Consider the following 19,705-nt stretch of genomic DNA (forward strand, 5'->3'; position numbering starts at 1 on the left):
ATACAACTTCGCTTAACGCACATACATTTCCCAGACGAAAACTCAAGGAATCAGTATGACAGACTGTACTTGAGCAGCTCGGCAAAAGAATGATACACATAGCTAAATGCTAACATTCAAATAGAAAAGGGCTTCCCATAAGTTTGATAAACTTATGAGAAGCCTTTCCTACTCTTTGAAAACGCTTTTTAATCGAACCTTTAAATACAAAGCACACCAGAAGCAGTAATGGATTACCTCCACAATTATATGAGCCGTCTCTGGCCATTCCAATGAGGATAACGTCTTGGAACACAACATGCCCACTATAAGAATGGCTTCAAAAACTAAAATATCTACTAGCAGCATAATGGCTATACGGGATTTGGCACGTTGAAAGAGTTGAAGGACTTTGAAATTCCAACCTGTTGCGGTCAACTCCAGCGTTATGATTCCCAGGGACATGCCGGTATACCCGAAATCGGGAATGGCAACCAAGGAGTAAAGAATGATGAAATTGGCAAGTACACCTGTGCAAAGGCCGATAAAGGGAGTTTTCTTCCGATTTTGTGCCCATAAGACGCTAGTTGTGATTTCCCGCCATCCAACGAGTAATGGTAGCATAGCCAACGATTTAATAGGAATTTCGGCATTTTGTATATCAAAAACAAGTAGGGAGATATCTGGGGCATATTTAAAAATGAAAAAACCTGAGGCTAATCCCCAGACCCACGCTACCTCAATAGCGGCATAGCCTTTTTTATAGAATGAGTTGTACTTCTTATTTTGCCAGTCTGCTGTTATTTTCATAGTGAGCGTATGGGTTAACGCGCCTGTAATCACAGTAGGCATATAAGCGACGACAAGGGCGATGCCAGTAACAATACCGAACATCTCCGCTGCCTCTTTAGAAGAAACCCCGGCAACTTGTAACCGTTGGGGAATAATGATCGCATCCATAAAATCAGACGCAGGTATGAGCAAACGTGTAAGCGCAATAGCAAAGGAAGCTTGTACTACTAAAGGTAAATCTGTTCGAATTGATGGAGGGGATAAAGCTACAGAAGGGCGGTTATACATAAAAAAAGCAATAAGCACAGCAAAGGATAACAACGCGCCTGTAAAAGTTCCAAGTACCGCTCCACCAACAGCAAACTCGATGCCGGATTGGATAAATAATGGCACTAGCAACATCAAAGTACCGATCCGGGCAGTTTGCTCTATGATTTCCGAAATGGCGATCGCAGTGTACTTTTCAAGACCTTGCAAATATCCACGCAGCAGACTTAACAAGGGAACGGTCAGTATAGCTGGGGCTAGGCATCGAATCACAAAATTGATCTGCGGATAGCCGAGTAATTTAGCAAGGGGCGTTGAAAACCAATAGGTCAATAAACTGCATGCCAATCCCGTTAGAATTATGGGTATTGAAAAAATTTTGAACAACCGCCAGCCTTTTGCCGTATGTTTAGCTGTAAACATAGCCAACGCTGTTGGCAATCCCCCGGAAATAATCATCAATACTAAGCTGTAGAAGGAATAGACTAACTGGTAGAGGCCCATTCCTTCAGCTCCAACTAGCCGTATCATAAATACTTTTCCGATTAGACCTATGGCTTTCACGACGATCATCGCATTAGCTCTCACCATAGTTTGTTTTAATAAAAGAGGTAATTTCAAATCGTTTTTCACCCCATTAGAAGCTGTCCATTCTATTTCTATGACAGTATTCTTTGGGATATGAGCAAGTGTTGCGATTCAAGATGCTTAATCTTGTATATGAATCAATAAATACTTGGTGCTTCTATCCCATCCCAAGTCGAAGGGAACCCTGAAACGGTCTGCCGTATGAGAGTTAACTAAAGGATAACCACCCCCATCGAATCCGACAACAACGGAGAAGTGGTCTACATCTCCTTTTAATACGTAAGCAATCAAATCACCTGGTAGCAACTGTGGTCTGTATTGATGCTGCTGACCATTGACCGCGCGGACAACCTCTGAGAAGCTCCCTTGTCCTATAATCCTCCCATAGCCGGAGCGTATCAGAAAATTTTTAAAAGCGTCCGTTTGAACCCAGGCTTGGCTTCCGCCGTTACCATACGAGTAATGCCACCCAGATTTCATAGGCAGTCCTCCACCTTCCTCCTTGTCTCCGATAACTTGGGAGGAGAAGTTGGTACAGTCGCCCCCTTTGGAGTTATAATCCAGGTATTTTGGGTTATATCGCTGACGATTTCCTGCTCCCCATGTTATTCCAGCATACTTGTTAGCATAGTCAATGGCTCGGGCTCTATTGTAATTATGGATAACCTTCTCTGATGGAACCGAGTCTTTATGAGGAATAAAACTTGAATCAAGCGGTTCAATTTTTTTTGGATTTTCTTCCAATGGATCTGAATACCATTCACGTTCCAAATACCAACGGCTATCTTTTTTTCTAAGTGTAATGCCATGACGTGTTCCAATTCCAAAATCATGCTGACCGGAGTAGCTGTCGATATACTCATAACTCAATTTTAAGGACTGAACAAGTGACACCTTTGCCGTATCGTCTAACACTTCTATACGGGATATCCGAATGGAGCTTTCTGCATTCACGAATTTCATTTTTCGATGCTTGGCCCATTCCTGAATATATTCTGCTCTGTTCATTTCATGAAGGTATGCGTAGTTGCTTCGATTGTGCTTTACTAAATAATAGTCCTCAATATGCTTTTTATCCTGATCCATCAACAACCGGGTGCGATCATTAAACAGCTCTTGAAGAAAAGGAATAACGTCATCTTGTTTTGCTGGCTCTGCTTGTACACGAAATGAAGAGAAGCTGTAAGCGGGGATCATTATTAAGATCATGCACAGCAATTGCAATTTAGCGGTCTTAAGCACATTATTCATTCTCCTTGAAAATGTTTTAATTGTTTTTGGAATTGCCCTTATCCTGAGTAAGTTTCTCACAGGCTGAATTCATGTGTGCTAATTTGGTGTAAACTACTAGCCTTCCCTCGTGTTCTTTTCTGCTTCGGCTATAGCGACCTGCACATGTAATCAAGTTCAAACGATGCTCTTCTGTAGGACCAAAAATTTTCTGAATCGGTGCTTCGGAAGTTAAGTAAAATTTTACAGACTCGACAGCAAACTGAATCTTACAGCCGCCACCGCCAGTCACATACACGAAATCCCCCTTTTTTAGTTTTTTAAGAGGATAAAAAACAGCTGGGCCCGTGTATGTATCTACATGTCCATCCATAATTGCATTACCTGCTGCCCCTGGCAATATACCGGTAGATAAATAACCTACTCGATTTGTGTTGCTTGGAACGCCCATCTGACCATTTTCTAAGAATGTAACCGGTTCTATAATTGAATGAATACGAACCTCAGGAATATCGAGCATATATGGAACGATTCCTTGAAAAGGTTTATTTTTAACCTGTAAGGGCTTCGCTATTTTAACTTGTTGAATTTCAGATTTGGCCGGGGCGTAGGTAGAGTTATGATGATGTTCAACAGAGGATGAACAGCTCGTACTTCCCAGCAAAATTAAGAATACTCCTATACGAATGATCCATGTATTGTTCATATGAAGAAAGAGAGAGGGTTAAATAAAGCTAACCCTCTCCTTTTAACCCTCCCTAATTCATTTGCTCGCTCGCGCCACCGAATCCGGTTTTTGGTAATTTTGTTGCCTTTGCTTTCAAACTTTTCGCATGAATACTTTTTTCTCCTATGATTTTGGCAGGAGCAGCTTCACGCGCATGTAGCTTGTGTATTTTCTCATGCTTGCTCTTGGCATGCATCTTGTGTTCATGTTTTGCATGAACCTTATGTTGATGCATTTTTTGCTCGTGTTTTTCTGTTGCGGGTGCAGCCGCAGAAACCATCGATCCTGCTGACAGAAATACAGCAAGGGACGCTACAGTCAATATTGCTTTTTTCATTGTAATTGCCTCCTTTAAATAGTTGTAATTGTAATTCGTAAGTATAGTTGCCGTAAAAAGAACGTATTGTGTAACCAAGAATTTCATATAAAAGGACTATATTACAAATACCTATCTCTTCAACTATTGAACTTAATTAGTCCTTTGGGTGTCACATATAGTAATTAGACTCCGTCGGCGAGTAACTGGCGGAGTCTTTTTGTTTCTATCTACTATTTATTCACTTCAATCAGTCCTTCGGGCGTCTTACGATTGGCAAGCAGCTCAGACACAGTGACGAAGGTAAACCCCCTTTTTTTTTAGTTCGGGCAAAATGATTTTCAGGGCTTCGACGGTTTGTGTACTTTTATATACATAATCGTGCATAAGGACGATGTCGCCGTTACGGACATTGCGAAGGACCTTATTAGCGATACGATGTACACCGGGTTTTCGCCAATCTAAGGTATCCTGATGCCAGGACCATAAAATAATTTTGAGACCTTTCTCCTTGGAGAGCTTGACCAGCGAATCGGTATAGGAGCCGCCGGGTGGCCTAAAAAGATGGGTCCCCGCACCAGTTGCCTGTACGATGCTCGCCTGAGCTTGATCCAATTCGGACAGAGCTTTGTTGCGAGAAATATACTGAAAGGATGAGTGAAGGAAGGTATGGTTGCCAACTTCATGCCCTTCTTCTCGTTCCCGCTTGACAAGGTGAGGCAGCTTTTCTACACGACTGCCGACGACAAAAAAGGTCGCTTTAGCATCGTATTCTTTAAGCAAATCCAAAATGGCAGGCGTATTGCTTCCATCCGGTCCGTCGTCGAATGTGAGGGCAATCAACTTGCGATGGGTAGGAACTTCCCATACAATGTCGCCGCGTTCTTCATAATAGGCTCTTCCCTTTGTAGGAGTAGGGGAGGTGTAAGATGCGGCTTGTGCAGTATTTGTATAGGTTGTGGGGCACAAGCTGGCACAAAACAAGGAAACAGCGATACTTGCAGATAGTAATCGGTCATATTTCATCAGGCTTCTTCTCCGTTCTAACGTATTCTCACATTAGCTTGCCAAGAAGAAGCGTATATCATTCTTCGGTTCTGAAATTCATCAATTCCAATCACTTAAAATTGGATCTAATTGTTTCTTCAATAAGACGCAGATTACAGAGTTATGCTTAAAAAGAGTGATAGCTTGCTTGTTGATAACATCCTGTACCCATGTTAAGTTGTACATATCCATCCTTGGTTTCAATGTGCAGTTGAGGTAGGTCATTGTCCAGTTCGTGAGAGTCTTAATCTGACGAAAAATGAAGAGGTCGACGGGACAAGCCGCAAAAGCTGATCTGAGGTCAAGGAGTTGCGACTCGTTCCTGAACTTCCAACAGGAGATGAGACGGGATGCAAACAAAAGAAAAAGAGCTGCGAGCTATTAGTCTGACGTTAGAAGCGGGCGAACACATTCGATCATATATGGGGTGTACGTATGATTTGCAGCAGAGCTCCCAAAGGATATCGCTTCATGGAATGCTGGCTGTGACGTCCGAACGAATCATTTTTTATTCCTGTACTATGGGTACTCCTTGGGTCAAGTTCATTAATTATCACCATATTTCACTGGCTAAGCTGGATGAGGATTTGTCGGGTACTAGGGGAAACATCACGCTAATCAATCAGGGTGTGAACGAGGTGTTCACCCATCTGCCGAGTGGAGAGGGTATAGAGGGATTTGTAGCTGTACTAGAGCAAGAAGCAGGTATCTCTTGTGAGAACTAATGATTATGGAAAACAAATAACTAAAACCTCCAACTTCGTAATATGCCAAGGGTGGCTACTTATCGAATTTGGAGGTTTTTTTGTCTTTTAGTTAGAGAGAGATGGAACGAGCGCTAGCTCAACAGGGTTATAACCAATAAATTATATAACACAAGCGGCAAAATGACATTGTTGTAGGCATAGGAGCGATTCGGAGTCGTGGTGCCTGGGAAGGGTGAGTGATATTGCTGAGGAACTCTCAGATACAAATGATCCGCATCGATGTGCACAATCGTTCCTTCATATACTTGATGATCCATCGTTTGTACCCTAACCGTATGATTCATGTAGGGGCTTAATTGATAATGCAAATGATCGCGGATCTTTTTGAGTTCGGTCTGTAATTCCGGTCTAGCTTGATATAAAGTTTGCGGACTGACGGTGTTGTACGGCATTCGCCTCTAACCTCCATACCATGTAATGATGCATCATATGCAGAAGTCTATGTCCTTGTGCTCATACCTATAGAGAGTTGCTTTTACAAAAAGGAAAAACATTAACATTTTACTCCAGCCCACTTGACGTTCCCTTTACATCGAAACGATACACTTACTGAGGTTGGTTTGAAAAGAAAGGGGCGCTCCGTTTTGGGTGAGCTTAACAAATCTATGGGACTGGGGACGAGGAGTCAGCAACAGACTTCGTCTAAAGCCCGCATACGCACGGGTTCGCTAAAAATTCAAAGACTGCGCGAAAACGCGCTGGCGTATACCTTTTTGGCTCCATCGCTTATTTTGTTTGCTGTATTTATGTTTTATCCGATGATCAAGTCCGTTTATCTCAGCTTGCATTCTACAGATCCCGCAGGAAACGTTGCAGCATATGTAGGATTAGATAATTTCACTACACTTTTCAGCTCGGGACTGTTTCTGCAAGGGATTAAGGTGACACTCCTGTTTGCACTGTTAACCGTACCAGTAGGTATTTTATTGGCGCTGGTACTGGCTGCACTTACACACAGTAAATTGCGGGGAATGCGTATCTTCCAGTTTGCCTTTTCGCTGCCGATGGTGTTGTCGGTCGGTTCATCTGCGGTCATTTGGAAATTTCTTTTTCATCCGACACTGGGGATGCTCAACTATGTGCTTTCCCTCCTACATATCAATCCGGTTCCGTGGCTGACCAGCCCGGATTGGGCGCTGTTCTCAGTAGCCATAATGACCATCTGGATGAATCTTGGCTTCAATTACATTATCTTATCGAGCGGACTTCAAGGGATTCCAGATGACATGTATGAGAGTGCCAAAATGGACGGGGCTGGACCGCTCGTCACGTTCTGGCGTATCTCCATGCCACTGTTATCACCGACGATCTTTTTTGTGACCGTAGTTTCCATCATTGGAGCCTTCCAGTCTTTTGCTCAAATTAACATTTTGACCAAAGGCGGTCCGGTGAACAGTACGAATGTATTTGTGTATTCCATCTATCAGGAAGCTTTCGTTAATTTCCGGTTCGGAACGGGGAGCGCGCAGGCCATTGTCTTGTTTGCTGTCATTCTGCTGCTCACGATGATTCAGTTCAAATGGGTGGAAAGAAAGGTGCATTACCAATGAAACGACACCTGAATTCTACATTGCTATATGTGCTGCTTACGATTGCAGCTGCTCTCATTTTGTATCCGGTTATATATACGTTTTTTATGGCAGTCATGTCTCCCGAGGAAGCGAGCGCTTACCCACCAAGCTTTTTCCCGCATTCTTTTCATATGGCCAATTTTACTGAAGTGTTTGAAATCGTTCCGATTGCAGCCTTTATTGGAAATACATTTCTCATTTCGGGTCTTACAATGATTGGGCAACTGATTACAGCGAGCTTGGCGGCCTATGCCTTTGCCAAAATGGAATTCAAGGGAAAAAACTTCATTTTCAGCATGTTTGTTGCGACAATGATGATCCCTTGGGAAGTGACCATTATTCCAAACTACCTGACGGTACGGAGCTGGAATTGGCTTGATACATATCAAGGGTTGACGGTTCCTTTTCTGGCGACGGCATTCGGGACATTCCTGTTAAGGCAATTTTTTCTCCAGCTTCCCAAGGAACTGTTCGAGGCGGCTCGTATGGATGGGTGCGGACATATCCGTTACTTTCTGTTCCATGTGCTTCCGTTATCGCGCCCTGCGCTCGGAACACTGGCTGTGTATTCGTTCCTGAATATGTACAATTCGTATCTCTGGCCTTTACTGATCACCAATAGCGAGAATATGCGTACAGTACAGATTGGAATATCCATGCTCGAATTTCAGGAATCGACTTCATGGAATCTGGTATTTGCGGGTACGGCTCTTGTCATTTTACCGTCTCTGCTCCTGCTGATCTTTGGACTAAAACAGTTGGTTCGTGGAATGGCAGCGGGTGCACTTAAAGGCTGACCACATATGTCAAAAGAAAGCAACACCTGCGCAAGCAGCCCATATACAGAGCTTCAACACACAAGAATATCGCAAGAGAATGCCAATTCAAGAATCATTTAATCAAAGGGAGAGAAGAGAGATTATGAGATTTTTTTGTCTGAAAAGTGCATTGACCCTGCTTATTCTGACTGCCATGGTGGTTGCAGCAGGTTGTAGCAATAATACTGCTGCAGAGAAGCCGAGTAATGGTAGTGATGGAGCAGCAGCGGCTTCCCCAGTGAAGCTGACTTGGTGGCATTCGATGTCCGGTAACGGTGAAAAAGCAATCAAGCAGATCGCCGCTGATTTTAACGCCAGTCATAAGGACATTCAGGTAGAGCCGGTATATCAAGGCAAATATGATGACAGCTTGAACAAGCTGAAAGCGTCGCTTGGTTCCGGCAGCGGACCGGACATCATTCAGGTATATGAAATCGGTAGTAAATTCATGATCGACTCCAAAATGATCACACCCGTACAACAATTTATTGATGCAGACAAGTTCGATCTGTCACAGCTAGAGCCGAATATTACACGATACTATACGATTGATGGTAAACTGAACGCGATGCCGTTCAATACGTCAAACCCGATTTTATATTACAACAAGGATGCATTCAAAGCCGCAGGAATTGATCCAGCTAATCCTCCGAAAACGTATGATGAGTTCGAAAAGGCTGCTAAAGCCTTGAGCAAGGATGGTAAATCCGGTGCTTCCATTGCCATCTACGGCTGGTTTATGGAACAACTGTTTGCCAATCAGAACGCAGATTATGTGAATAATGGCAATGGTCGTGATCAAGCGGCAACGGAATCCATGCTGAATTCGGATGTAGGTGTAAAAACCCTAACGTGGTGGAAGAAAATGATCGATGAAAAGGTTGTATCCAATCTGGGACGTAACTCGGACGATACGGCAAAGGCTTTTTCCGCAGGGCAAATTGCAATGACGCTGGATTCCACCGCTTCGCTGCGTAATATTGTGGAGCAGGTTGGCGATAAATTTGAAGTAGGCACAGGATTCCTGCCAAGAGCCAATGAAGCTAAAGAAGGCGGCGTGGTTGTAGGCGGCGCAAGCTTGTACATCATGAACAACAAGCCCGAAGCCCAGCAGAAGGCAGCATGGGAGTTCATTAAATTCGTCGCTTCCCCAGCTGTACAGGCACAATGGAGTGTGAATACCGGGTACTTCCCGATCACGAAAGCGGCCTATGACGAAAAGGTACTTAAAGACAATATGGTAAAATATCCGCAATTCCAGACGGCGGTTGATCAATTGCATGCATCGGCACAATCCACCGCTACACAGGGCGCAGTGATGGGCGTATTCCCAGAAGCGCGTCAAATCGTCGAAGGTGCAATCGAGGCTGTGCTGAGTGGCCAGCAACAGCCCAAACAGGCATTGGATCAAGCTACCCAAGAAATCACAGGCAAAATTGCGCAATATAATCAAACCGTGAAAAAATAGTCGGCCTTCCCTTAAAATCAGATGATAATCCGTAGAATGCGCCTCCTTATCATCCGATTTTATGACATAGCGGATCGAATGAGTGACCCCCTCACTTATTCGATCCGTTTTTGCATTTTCACTTTTAGAATAAGCGTTTAGACGAATTGTCTAAAATGAAATATTTTCATTTTTCCTATTGCTGGATAACTAAAAATGGGCTTATAATAAATACATAATTTTTGTACTGGACGGTCAGTTCAAAAAAGGAGGAAGCATGAAACAGCAGACAAAGGAAATTATTTTTAACGGCGCACTCAAAGCTTTTTCTGAACGAGGATTTAATGAAACAAATATGGAGGAAATTGCCAAAGTTTGTGGCATAGCCAAAGGAACCCTGTATTACAATTTTAAAAACAAGCAAGAATTGTACATTTACATTTTGAAGATGGGGATGGAGCGTTTTGTCCGGGATATCCATGAAGCAATGGCTCATACTCCTAAAGATCAGGTGGAGCTTAGGATTCGCAAGCTAATCCAAGTACATATTGAGTTTATTGTGAGAGAACCGGACTTTTGCCGTCTATTGGTCAGTAAGGGCTGGGTTTCGCAAGAGCAGCATTTTAATATTAGGCAGGTGCTGGCTGACTATTTTGATTTTATGGAGGCAGAGATCGATTCCGGCAAGTTTCATGGGAAAATTTCAAGTAAGCTGGATGCCAAAACAACAGCCAATTGCTTATTTGGGATTTACATTTTTGCACCGATGAGGTCAATGGTTTGGGGCGAAACGATGAATCTGCAAGAGGTTCGTGAAAGTATTGAAGTTTTTGTGTGTAATGCATTGGGCATGCAACATTAATATACAGATGGAGTGATGAAAACATGAAAGCTAAAAAGTATACGATTTATGTCGTACTTATTATTTTAATCGCGGTTGGGATATATGCCTTAACTGCTCTTCCACGGGGTGGAAGCAGCTTGTCTGCGGATCAGTCTTCTTCCATTCCTACGGCTTATGTGGAGTCGGATACCCTCAATGCCAGCTTTAAAATGGCAGGACGGATTGACCAGATGCTCGTCAAAGAAGGCGATCAGGTTAAAAAAGGGCAGGTGTTAGCCCATCTGGAAAGTCGCGAGTTGGAAGATAAGGTGAAGCAGGCACAGGCGGCATTGCTGGCAGCCAAGAGTAATGTATCCAAAGCAAAAGCTGGAGTGTTGCAGGCTCAAGCAGGCGTAGGCCAGGCACAGGCTACTGTGAGTGCTGCTCAGGCCAAGAAAAGCCAAGGCACGACATCGGTCAGTGTGACCGCAGAGGCTTCCTCCAGCCAGATTGAACAGGCCAAAGCGGCTGCGAACGCCGCCTTGGCAAAACTGGATGCCCTCAAGAGCGGGGCAAGACCACAGGAGCTTGAGCAATTGCAAGTATCTGTAAAGGTAGCCAAGGAAACGCTGGACCTGACCGTTAAAAATCTGGAGCGTGCCAAAAAGCTTCAAGAAGCCGGTGCAGCAACCCAGGCATCTTTGGATCAAGCGACATTGGAACATCAACAGGCAGTGGCCAAGTATAATGCGGAGTCGCAAAAATTGGATATGGCACGGGAGGGAAGCCGCAAGGAGGAAATTACGGCGGCTGAAGCTCAATACCGTCAAGCCTTGGCTGCGGTGAAGGAAGCACAGGCAGGAGCGGGCAAAGTTGCTCTGCAACAGGAAGATGTCAAAGCCGCTCAGGCTTCGGTAGAACAAGCGCAATCTGCGGTGAAGGCGGCGCAATCCACAGTTGAGCAGGCTCAATCTGCGGTTGCAGGTGCCAATGCACAGGTAGCCCAAGCGGAAGCCGCACTTCAAGAGGCTCAGACCTATTTGAGCTACACTACGCTGCGTGCGTCCGAGGATGGAATCGTAAAATCCAAGTCGCTTAGCTTAGGTGAAATGGCTAGTGCAGGGTTCCCGGTTTATACCATTGAAACTTCGACACAACGTTGGGCTAAATTCTATGTACCTGAAACGTCTCTGAACGGTCTTCAAGCAGGGGATACAGTCCAAATTAAATTGCTGTCTGGCGGTAAGGAGCTGAAGGGTAAAGTCATTCTGTTAGAATCGGCTGCTGACTTTGCCATTCAAAAACCGAGCCAAAGCTCCGGTGACAAGGATGTCCGTTCCTTCGGTGTTAAAGTAGCATTGCCAGACCTTGCTGCATCGGTTCCAACAGGCTCCACGGTTCTGTTTACAGGCAAAGGGGCGCAGTAATATGCAGGATTCACAGGAAAGACTTCGTATCCGCGATGTGTTTCGCGAGGAATGGCTGAGCATCTTCCGGGACCGCCGCTTTATGGCTATTCTGCTGATTACGCCGATTGTGTATACGATACTATTCGGCTTCCTGTATTCACATCAGCGGATTACCGAGATGCCTGTCACCGTGTACGACGGAGATAATTCGCAGCTCAGTCGCCAGATCATTCAGGCGTTTGATTCGACCGATTCATTTTCCGTTACACGGCAAGCAAACAATCAGGATGATGTAGTCCGTCAAGTAGAGGCTGGAGAAGCTAAGGTCGGAATCGTCATTCCCGACAACTTTACCACTCGGCTTAAGCATGGGGAGAATCCACCCGTGCTCACGCTGATTGACGGCAGTAATATGATGTATTCCAATAGTGCCAGTCGGATTGCGAATCAGGTTATTAGTAGCGTGAGTGCCGGAGTATCAGTCAATTCCATGAAACAAAAGGGAATGAACGCCGATCAGGCCGCGTCGACGCTGACTACCATCCCGTTCCGATCCAGAGTGCTATTTAACCCAGTATATGATTATAAGCTTTTCATGCCGTTGGGGGTTATTTCTGCGGCTCTCCAGCAGTGTTTGCTGCTAGGTATTGCGTTGTCTTGCACGCGTGATAAGGAAGCAGGGACTTGGGGAAGATTTGGCGCATGGAGAAATACCCCTTGGCGTTTGGCTATTGCCAAACTGGCACCGTATTATGCAGCGGGAGCTTTCAATGTGCTGACTGTATTCAGTATCAGCGCTTTATGCTTCGATATTCCGTTCAGGGGACAGGTACTGCCGTTGATTTTAGTGTCGCTGGTTTTTAACTTTGCCTTGTGCGGATTAGGCTTCCTGTTCAGTCTCTTTTCCAAAACCAGAGTAGATGCGACCCAAACTCTGATGCTGATTGCTGTTCCTTCCTTTATGCTGTCAGGCTATACATGGCCATTAGAGGCAATGCCCGGCTTCTTGCGGGGGCTTGCTGAGATATTGCCACTGACGTATTACCTGGATGCTGTACGGAACATCACGCTCAAAGGACTGGATATCACATACATTTTCAAAGATATGATTGCTCTAGGCGTCATTGGTTGTGTAAGTCTGCTGGTGTCTTTCGCGATCTATCCGTTATTCTTTAGACAGCACCAGACGACAGAGCAGCATGCCGAAGTGTCCGCTCAAGAAGGATTCACGCTAAAAGGCTGAGAGCAACTCTAAATATTGGATATCACAAAAAGGCAGATCAGGAGTAAACCCTGATCTGCCTTTTGCTTGTTCGTATGGTTTAAAAGCAGAAAAAATATTATTGCGGCGGCTGAAGATCCTCGATAGAATCAATCGGCACATAGGATGGAACGACAAGCCCGGACATAACGCCAGTCATGCTGGTTCCGATGTCATCCACCTTATCCTTGTATTGAGCCCAATAATCAGCATGCGTCAATGGAAGCCAAGCGGCTGCGGTAGCATCTACACTTCCGCCAGCTACGCCAGTCCACATCGGGCCGATTTCCACTTGCAGAGCTGTTACTTTATAGCCCAATTTTTGTTCCAATACATATTTCAATACGTTCGTACTGGCAATTTCAGAATCCCAAGCAGCGTAGCTTAGCTTCAAAGGATCGCCGTTGACGGGCTGCAGACCCTTGATCCATTCCTGAACCTTGTCAGGATGTTTATCAGCCCAATTCTTGGCAGCCTGCTGTGGGGCAGTACCGTCCTGAATCGCGATCATCACTTCACCCATATCTTCAGCAGTCCACTTAAATCGGCTTAGAAATTCATAAGCCACAGGAGCATCCTGCTTCAAACCTTTGCGGGCGATTGTATGAATTTCTTCCTTATCACCGTACGCTTTTTTAGGATCTTTCAAGTATTTCAAATCATATTTGTTAAACATCCAGTGAGGTGTCCAACCTGTTACGACGATAGGCTGCTTGGCTTTGATAGCTTTATCCAGTGTAGCAGTCATAGCAGCTCCAGAGCTTTCAAGCAGCTTCCAGTCGGATAAGCCATAGTCATTCATAGCTTTAGCGGTCAGCTTCATTAGTCCGGCGCCAGGGTCGGTACCGACAATGCGGTAGCCGACCTCTTTGCCAAAGTCTCCAGTTGTGGCGGAAGCCGGAGCCGCTTCGGCTCCGTTATCCTGCAAATCAGTAATCGATTTAACATCCATGTAAGCTGGAACGACCAATCCGGTTTTAACACCGCTCATATTAGCCCCAAGATCGTCGAGCTTATCCTTGTATTTAGCCCAGTAATCCGCATGTGTTAACGGCAGCCATGCAGCCGGTGAAGCATCTACATCACCACTAGCGACACCCGTCCACATAGGACCTGCTTCAACTTGAAGTGCTGTTACTTTGTAACCCAGTTTGTTCTCCAAAATATAACTTAGCAAATTCGTGCTGGCAATTTCAGAATCCCAAGCCACATAACTTAGCTTGAAGGTGTCACCATTGACAGGTTGCAGTCCTTGAGTCCATTCCTGAACCTTGTCGGCATGTTTCTCCGCCCAATCCTTGGCAGCTTGCTCAGGACTGGTTCCGGCTTGAATGGCGACCATCATTTCACCCATATCTTCTGGTGTCCATTTGAAACGTTTTAGAAACTCATAAGCGATAGGAGCATCCTGCTGCAAGCCTTTACGGGCAATCGTATGAATCCCCTCGGCTTCACCATAAGACTTCTTAGGGTCTTCCAAATATTTGAGATCATACTTGTTGAACATCCAGTGTGGAGTCCAACCTGTAATAATGATCGGTTTTTTCGCTTTAATGGCTTTGTCTAGTGTGGCCGTCATAGCTGCACCGGAACCTTCAACCAGCTTCCAATCAGACAAATTGTAGTCTTGAATTGCTTTGGCAGTCGATTTCATAATGCCTGCCCCGGCATCAATACCGATAATTTTGTAACCGACTTCTTCGCCAACCGGGTTGGCAGCAGCGTTACCTTTGCCAGATGCGGAATGATCCGTTCCAACAAAATATTGGGATGCACCAGCGATCAGAATGACAGCTGTAACTGCAGAAGTAATCCATACTTTTTGCTTGCTGGATACGCGGCTTTTGCCTTTTTGCGTAGGTTTAAACAGGTTTTGCGTAAAACGGTCAAGCACAATAGCCAGAACGACAACAGCTAAGCCGGCTTCAAAACCTTTACCGATTTGCAGCTGTGTCACAGCACGGTACACAACAGCACCGATGCCTTCCGCACCGATCATGGAAGCAATGACAACCATAGACAGTGACAGCATAATCGTCTGGTTAATACCAGCCATTAAGGTAGGCAATGCAAGTGGAAGCTGAACTTTGAACAGCTTTTGCGCAGATGTTGAACCAAAAGCGTCTGATGCTTCGATCAGCTCACCTGATACTTGCATAATCCCCAAGTTGGTCATGCGAATGGTTGGGGGGATAGCAAAGATAACAGATGCGATAACACCCGGCACAACACCCAGGCTGAAAAAGGTAACCGCTGGGAGTAAGTACACGAACGCAGGCATCGTCTGCATAAAATCAAGTAAAGGCGTGATAATGCGTGATGCCGATTTACTGTATGCACACCAGATCCCGATGGGAATCCCGATAACAATGGATACGAGCGCAGACGTGATGACCAGTCCGAGCGTATTCATTGTTTCACTCCAATAACCAAGATTATCAATCAGCAGGAAGCCGATGACAGTAAATAGCGTAAGCTGAACCCGCCCGATCATAAAGGCGATAATCCCGATGATTACGATGAACACCAGAGGGTGCGGAAGCATGAACAGGCCTGAGAAAAAGCCAACTACAGCTTCTATAATGGAAGAAATAACATTAAACAATCCAGCCAGATGAATACCCATCCAGTCTACAATGGATTGAATCCACTCAGCGATTGGCAGTTTCGGTATCATGGGCATTCACCTCCTTCGTAGTGGTAACATCTCCACCAAGTGCGCCGAGCAATGCTCCACGGACGATAACGCCCAGCAGCTTTTGCTTGTCATCGACCACAGCCAGCGGCACCTTGGACGAGCTTGTAATTTCAAATAAATCATTAATGACTGTCTCGGCAGCAACCTGCGGTCCGTCCGTGATCAAAATATCTTCAATTTTCAAATTATTGCGCAGTGCATGAACAGCATCCTCGGCGTTAATAACACCCAGTAGCTTTTTGGTGCGGTCAATGACGAACAAATTGGAAATCCCACGCTCCCGCATCAATTCCAGAGCCACACGCGGACCACGATCCATGGTGATGGTTTCTGGACGAAGCATGACATGAGCAGCCGTCAATACCTTGGACAGATCCACATCCTCGACGAAGCGGGCTACATAAGAGTTAGCCGGTTGGATCATAATTTCTTCCGGTGTACCGATTTGTACGACCGCACCGTCTCGCATCAATGCAATCCGGTCACCAATCCGCAGCGCTTCATCCAGATCATGGGTGATAAACACAATGGTTTTCTTCATTTTATCTTGAAGCTCCAACAGCTCATCCTGCATGTCACGGCGAATGAGAGGGTCCAATGCACTGAATGCTTCATCCATCAGGAGCACTTCAGGGTCATTAGCCAGCGCTCGTGCCAGACCGACACGCTGTTGCATACCGCCACTTAATTCATCGGGCATTTTATCGCCCCAGTTTTTAAGACCAACCAGTTCCAGCGCTTGTTGCGCCTTTTCCTGACGCTGTGCTTTTTCTACCTTTTGAATTTCAAGACCATATTCTACATTTTCTAGTACAGTCCGATGTGGGAACAGGGCGAATTTTTGAAAAACCATGCTGATGGTTTTACGACGAACTTCGCGAAGTTGTTCTTTGTTCATCTTACGGAGATCTTTGCCGTGGACCAGAATTTCACCGGAGGTAGGCTCAATCAAGCGATTTAGCATTCGCACTAAAGTAGACTTGCCACTGCCCGATAGCCCCATAATTACGAAAATTTCACCTTGCTTAATTTCCATGTTGGCCTTATTGACACCAACAGTAATCTGTTTTTCTTTGGCCAACTTTTCCTTGCCCCAGCCTTGCTCCAGGAGCGGAACACCTTGCTCTGCGTGAGGACCAAAGAGTTTGCTGACATTTTTGACTTCCAAAATCGTCATACATACACCTCTTCTTTCTATACTTTGCTTGGTATTAACCCCATGTTGCATTAAGGATTGAGTATAAAAATCATAATTCTGAACATCCTGAACGGTTAATGACAAAATTAATTGTAACAGAAGCATTGCTTACATTTCAAACAAAAAAACTGTTCATAAAGTACGTACAGAAAAAACTGTACAAAGTTTCCTTCGATATGCTCCTTCGTTCTATAGAATGCTCAAACATTCGGAACTTTACAACCGATAGTGCTTTTTTTAAAATAGACAATGAAATATAACCATAAGAAAAAGATTTATGTATATCCATAATTTAAAAAGTTTACTATCATTAGCAATTTTGCGAATTATGATTTTGAACGACCCATGCTGTTGTAATATAGACAGAAGCTTTGCTTTTGAAACATTTCATTTATTGTTGAAAGATTTCATATATTGCGTCAAAGCTAATCTTTTACGGGTAAATCGTTCATACTAGGTTGTGCAAAATGCTCTAAAATTAGGAGGTTGCAAGCATGAGCTTGTACCAGTTAGGTGATGAGCAGCAGGCTTCGCTGCAAAAAATTCGCAAACGTGTCATAGAAGCTATAGGTAAAAACATGGACCTGTATGGGATTACTTTGTCTGCGGGGCATTTATACGGTTTGCTTTTTTTTGCGGATAAACCAATGACGCTGGACGAGATGGGCCGTGAAATGGAAATGAGCAAAACGAGCATGAGTACAGGGGTTCGCACATTATTGGATCTGAAAATGGTAAATAAGGTATGGAGCAAAGGCTCACGCAAGGATTTGTATGAAGTTGAATATGACTGGCATCAAACATTTACTGACTTCTTCGCTATTAAATGGAGAAAAGCGGTAGAAACAAATTTACTGGTGTTGCGCAAAGCCATTGATGAGCTGGACAGATTGATGAATCAGGGTGAAGAGTACGAGGAATTTAAGGCGATTCTTCAGCAAGATCGTATGAAAATGAAGCAGGCCGTCGCTTATTACAAGTGGCTAGATCGACTAATTGACTCTATGGAAAGCGAAGAAATTTACAAGCTGATTCCAAAAGAAGAAGTTCGGGATTAATCGCTATTTCGCTATCTTGTTTATAAAAATGCCGGAGCGCAAAAGTGCTTCCGGTATTTTTTGGTTTGGCCGTGTGCAAAGGGTATAATAGAGATATGTAAAGATTGATATTATACCGTTGTGTTGAACTTACGAAATAAAGGGGGCTTCATGATGGAGAGTATTATAGTACATACTCGTCTAGGTCAATTGCGTGGGGAATCAGGAAATGGATATCATGTATGGAAAGGTATCCCATATGCACGGCCTCCTATTGGAAAACTGCGTTTTCACGCGCCCCAGCCTTTGGAGTCTTGGGAGGGTGTGCGGGCTGCGACGAGTTTTGGGCCAATCTGTCCGCAACCTATGCCATCCGCTGAAAGTATGACTGGAAATCTGGTGGAACCGCCTAAGCAGTCAGAGGATTGCTTATACCTGAACATTTGGACACCTGCTTCGAAGGCTCCTGAGAAGGGACGCCCAGTGATGGTGTGGATTCATGGCGGTGCCTTTGTCACGGGGTCCGGGATTATACCTTTATATGACGGGGAACGCATGGCGAAGAATGGCGATGTTGTGGTTGTTACGATCAATTATCGATTGGGGCCGTTAGGGTTTTTGCATCTGACTCCAAAGGGAGATGGACTGACCTCTAATGCGGGACTACTGGATCAGATCGCTGCGCTGGAATGGGTTAGGGATCACATCTCTGCCTTTGGCGGTAACCCGGACGAAGTAACGGTGTTCGGTGAATCGGCAGGGGCGATGAGTATTGCCGCTTTATTGGCGATGCCAACAGCTGAGGGACTGTTCCGGCGTGCGATTTTACAGAGCGGTGCGTCGCAGGTATTGCCAACTGCACAGGCCGAGCAAGTGACGGCTGTGTATCTGCAGCAGCTGGGTGTGGACACTCAGCATCCAGAACGGTTGTTTACGTTGCCGACAGATGCGCTGATGCTAGCTATGGAGAAGACATATGAAGTCATCGGACCAGGGATGGCGATGATCTATCAACCCGTTGTCGACGGTGTGACCCTGCCAGATGTACCGCTGTCTGCAATCGCGCAAGGTTCAGCAAAACAGGTATCCGTTTTGATTGGAACGAACTTGCATGAGGGGGCCTATTTCATCCGAAAAGAATCCCATCTAATGAACAAGTCAACAGCGAGTCAGGCTTTGGAAATGATGACGGGCATGTCAGACATCGGCGATCTGATAGAACCATTTCCGGTTACAATTGAGGGGCAGGCGCAAATGTTGACTGATCTATTTTTTTGGCGTCCTGCGTTGGCTCTTGCTGTTGCTCAGTCGGCGCATACTCCTGTATGGATGTATCGTTTTGATTGGACATTGCCCGGGCATCCTACCTTTGAACAAGCGGTTCACGGTGCAGAGATTGCGTTTGTTTTCGATAATCTGGAGCTGCTAGATAAGCTTGGATTAGAGATTCAACCTTCGATGCAGAAGCTGGCTCAAGATATGCAGCAGGCATGGGTTGCTTTTGCACGTGATGGGAAGCCAGTGCTGTCCGAGGGGGCTTGGCCGATGTACGACAGAGAAGAGCGGACTACAGCTATTTTCCATCAGAATATTAAGGTGGAGCACGACCCTGAAGGAGATAGACGCCGTCATTTAACCGGTCAGATGACCCTATAAGTAACAAGAGAGAGAGCATATCAAGAACTCAAATGTAAAAAGCCTTCGCCCGTAATTTGTATACGGACGAAGGC

At 45.1% G+C, this 19,705-nt stretch carries 16 protein-coding genes and 1 pseudogene; 9 read left to right on the forward strand and 8 right to left on the reverse strand.

What is annotated here, in order from left to right; translation table 11 throughout:
* Positions 1–168 precede the first annotated feature (168 nt).
* From ACWA2B_RS01180 to ACWA2B_RS01200, 5 genes and pseudogenes are all read right to left on the reverse strand, one after another.
* Positions 169–1,671: an oligosaccharide flippase family protein gene (locus ACWA2B_RS01180; RefSeq protein WP_342434961.1), complete on the reverse strand. Its 1,503-nt coding sequence runs from the start codon at positions 1,669–1,671 to the stop codon at positions 169–171.
* A 75-nt stretch (positions 1,672–1,746) separates the two neighbouring features.
* Positions 1,747–2,868: an amidase domain-containing protein gene (locus tag ACWA2B_RS01185; RefSeq protein ID WP_449291612.1), complete on the reverse strand. Its 1,122-nt coding sequence runs from the start codon at positions 2,866–2,868 to the stop codon at positions 1,747–1,749.
* A 25-nt stretch (positions 2,869–2,893) separates the two neighbouring features.
* Entirely contained in the window at positions 2,894–3,562 is a 669-nt protein-coding gene (locus tag ACWA2B_RS01190) for a class F sortase (RefSeq protein WP_318626949.1), read from the reverse strand.
* A 52-nt stretch (positions 3,563–3,614) separates the two neighbouring features.
* Complete coding sequence (locus ACWA2B_RS01195) at positions 3,615–3,920, reverse strand: hypothetical protein (protein ID WP_318626948.1); 306 nt, start codon at positions 3,918–3,920, stop codon at positions 3,615–3,617.
* A 212-nt stretch (positions 3,921–4,132) separates the two neighbouring features.
* Positions 4,133–4,925 (reverse strand): annotated as a pseudogene (locus ACWA2B_RS01200) (polysaccharide deacetylase family protein).
* A 371-nt stretch (positions 4,926–5,296) separates the two neighbouring features.
* Here ACWA2B_RS01200 and ACWA2B_RS01205 point away from each other — a divergent pair.
* Entirely contained in the window at positions 5,297–5,671 is a 375-nt protein-coding gene (locus ACWA2B_RS01205) for a PH domain-containing protein (RefSeq protein ID WP_318626945.1), read from the forward strand.
* A gap of 113 nt (positions 5,672–5,784) precedes the next feature.
* Here the strand turns inward: ACWA2B_RS01205 and ACWA2B_RS01210 are convergent, their stop codons facing one another.
* A complete protein-coding gene (locus ACWA2B_RS01210; RefSeq protein WP_318626944.1) occupies positions 5,785–6,105 on the reverse strand; it encodes a hypothetical protein in 321 nt (106 codons plus the stop codon).
* Between the two features lie 192 nt (positions 6,106–6,297).
* Here ACWA2B_RS01210 and ACWA2B_RS01215 point away from each other — a divergent pair, with 192 nt between their 5' ends.
* From ACWA2B_RS01215 to ACWA2B_RS01240, 6 genes are all read left to right on the forward strand, one after another.
* Entirely contained in the window at positions 6,298–7,263 is a 966-nt protein-coding gene (locus ACWA2B_RS01215) for a carbohydrate ABC transporter permease (RefSeq protein ID WP_340931632.1), read from the forward strand.
* On the forward strand, positions 7,260–8,081 hold the full coding sequence (locus tag ACWA2B_RS01220; RefSeq protein WP_029516315.1) for a carbohydrate ABC transporter permease: 822 nt from the start codon (positions 7,260–7,262) through the stop codon (positions 8,079–8,081). Before ACWA2B_RS01215 ends, ACWA2B_RS01220 begins: the two co-directional genes overlap by 4 nt.
* Before the next feature lie 124 nt (positions 8,082–8,205).
* A complete protein-coding gene (locus ACWA2B_RS01225; RefSeq protein WP_449291613.1) occupies positions 8,206–9,570 on the forward strand; it encodes an ABC transporter substrate-binding protein in 1,365 nt (454 codons plus the stop codon).
* Positions 9,571–9,826: 256 nt separating this feature from the next.
* Positions 9,827–10,411 (forward strand): TetR/AcrR family transcriptional regulator, encoded by a 585-nt coding sequence (locus ACWA2B_RS01230; protein WP_069011115.1) that lies wholly within the window; start codon positions 9,827–9,829, stop codon positions 10,409–10,411.
* A gap of 23 nt (positions 10,412–10,434) precedes the next feature.
* On the forward strand, positions 10,435–11,799 hold the full coding sequence (locus ACWA2B_RS01235) for an HlyD family secretion protein (RefSeq protein ID WP_341039052.1): 1,365 nt from the start codon (positions 10,435–10,437) through the stop codon (positions 11,797–11,799).
* Between the two features lies 1 nt (position 11,800).
* Entirely contained in the window at positions 11,801–13,024 is a 1,224-nt protein-coding gene (locus ACWA2B_RS01240) for an ABC transporter permease (protein WP_341071793.1), read from the forward strand.
* 97 nt (positions 13,025–13,121) lie between these two features.
* Here ACWA2B_RS01240 and ACWA2B_RS01245 read toward each other — a convergent pair whose 3' ends face one another.
* Together ACWA2B_RS01245 and ACWA2B_RS01250 are read right to left on the reverse strand one after the other, a co-directional pair.
* A complete protein-coding gene (locus ACWA2B_RS01245; RefSeq protein WP_340931638.1) occupies positions 13,122–15,719 on the reverse strand; it encodes a glycine betaine ABC transporter substrate-binding protein in 2,598 nt (865 codons plus the stop codon).
* Entirely contained in the window at positions 15,694–16,917 is a 1,224-nt protein-coding gene (locus ACWA2B_RS01250) for a quaternary amine ABC transporter ATP-binding protein (protein WP_029516322.1), read from the reverse strand. Before ACWA2B_RS01250 ends, ACWA2B_RS01245 begins: the two co-directional genes overlap by 26 nt.
* Positions 16,918–17,432: 515 nt before the next feature.
* On the opposite strand from ACWA2B_RS01250, the gene ACWA2B_RS01255 reads away from it, so the two are divergent.
* Together ACWA2B_RS01255 and ACWA2B_RS01260 are read left to right on the forward strand one after the other, a co-directional pair.
* Positions 17,433–17,996 carry a GbsR/MarR family transcriptional regulator gene (locus tag ACWA2B_RS01255; protein ID WP_028543060.1) on the forward strand — a complete coding sequence of 188 codons (564 nt, stop codon included), beginning with the start codon at positions 17,433–17,435 and terminating at the stop codon, positions 17,994–17,996.
* Positions 17,997–18,149: 153 nt separating this feature from the next.
* Positions 18,150–19,631 carry a carboxylesterase/lipase family protein gene (locus ACWA2B_RS01260; RefSeq protein ID WP_341071795.1) on the forward strand — a complete coding sequence of 494 codons (1,482 nt, stop codon included), beginning with the start codon at positions 18,150–18,152 and terminating at the stop codon, positions 19,629–19,631.
* Positions 19,632–19,705 lie beyond the last annotated feature (74 nt).

This window comes from Paenibacillus sp. CMM36 (assembly GCF_053570945.1).

Coding starts and splice junctions, on each gene's coding strand:
- ACWA2B_RS01195 (WP_318626948.1), bottom strand. CDS start 3,920: ATGAAAAAAGCAATATTGACTGTAGCGTCCCTTGCTGTATTTCTGTCA.
- ACWA2B_RS01250 (WP_029516322.1), bottom strand. CDS start 16,917: ATGACGATTTTGGAAGTCAAAAATGTCAGCAAACTCTTTGGTCCTCAC.
- ACWA2B_RS01245 (WP_340931638.1), bottom strand. CDS start 15,719: ATGATACCGAAACTGCCAATCGCTGAGTGGATTCAATCCATTGTAGAC.
- ACWA2B_RS01230 (WP_069011115.1), top strand. CDS start 9,827: ATGAAACAGCAGACAAAGGAAATTATTTTTAACGGCGCACTCAAAGCT.
- ACWA2B_RS01220 (WP_029516315.1), top strand. CDS start 7,260: ATGAAACGACACCTGAATTCTACATTGCTATATGTGCTGCTTACGATT.
- ACWA2B_RS01255 (WP_028543060.1), top strand. CDS start 17,433: ATGAGCTTGTACCAGTTAGGTGATGAGCAGCAGGCTTCGCTGCAAAAA.
- ACWA2B_RS01225 (WP_449291613.1), top strand. CDS start 8,206: ATGAGATTTTTTTGTCTGAAAAGTGCATTGACCCTGCTTATTCTGACT.
- ACWA2B_RS01190 (WP_318626949.1), bottom strand. CDS start 3,562: ATGAACAATACATGGATCATTCGTATAGGAGTATTCTTAATTTTGCTG.
- ACWA2B_RS01235 (WP_341039052.1), top strand. CDS start 10,435: ATGAAAGCTAAAAAGTATACGATTTATGTCGTACTTATTATTTTAATC.
- ACWA2B_RS01240 (WP_341071793.1), top strand. CDS start 11,801: ATGCAGGATTCACAGGAAAGACTTCGTATCCGCGATGTGTTTCGCGAG.
- ACWA2B_RS01260 (WP_341071795.1), top strand. CDS start 18,150: ATGGAGAGTATTATAGTACATACTCGTCTAGGTCAATTGCGTGGGGAA.
- ACWA2B_RS01205 (WP_318626945.1), top strand. CDS start 5,297: ATGCAAACAAAAGAAAAAGAGCTGCGAGCTATTAGTCTGACGTTAGAA.
- ACWA2B_RS01210 (WP_318626944.1), bottom strand. CDS start 6,105: ATGCCGTACAACACCGTCAGTCCGCAAACTTTATATCAAGCTAGACCG.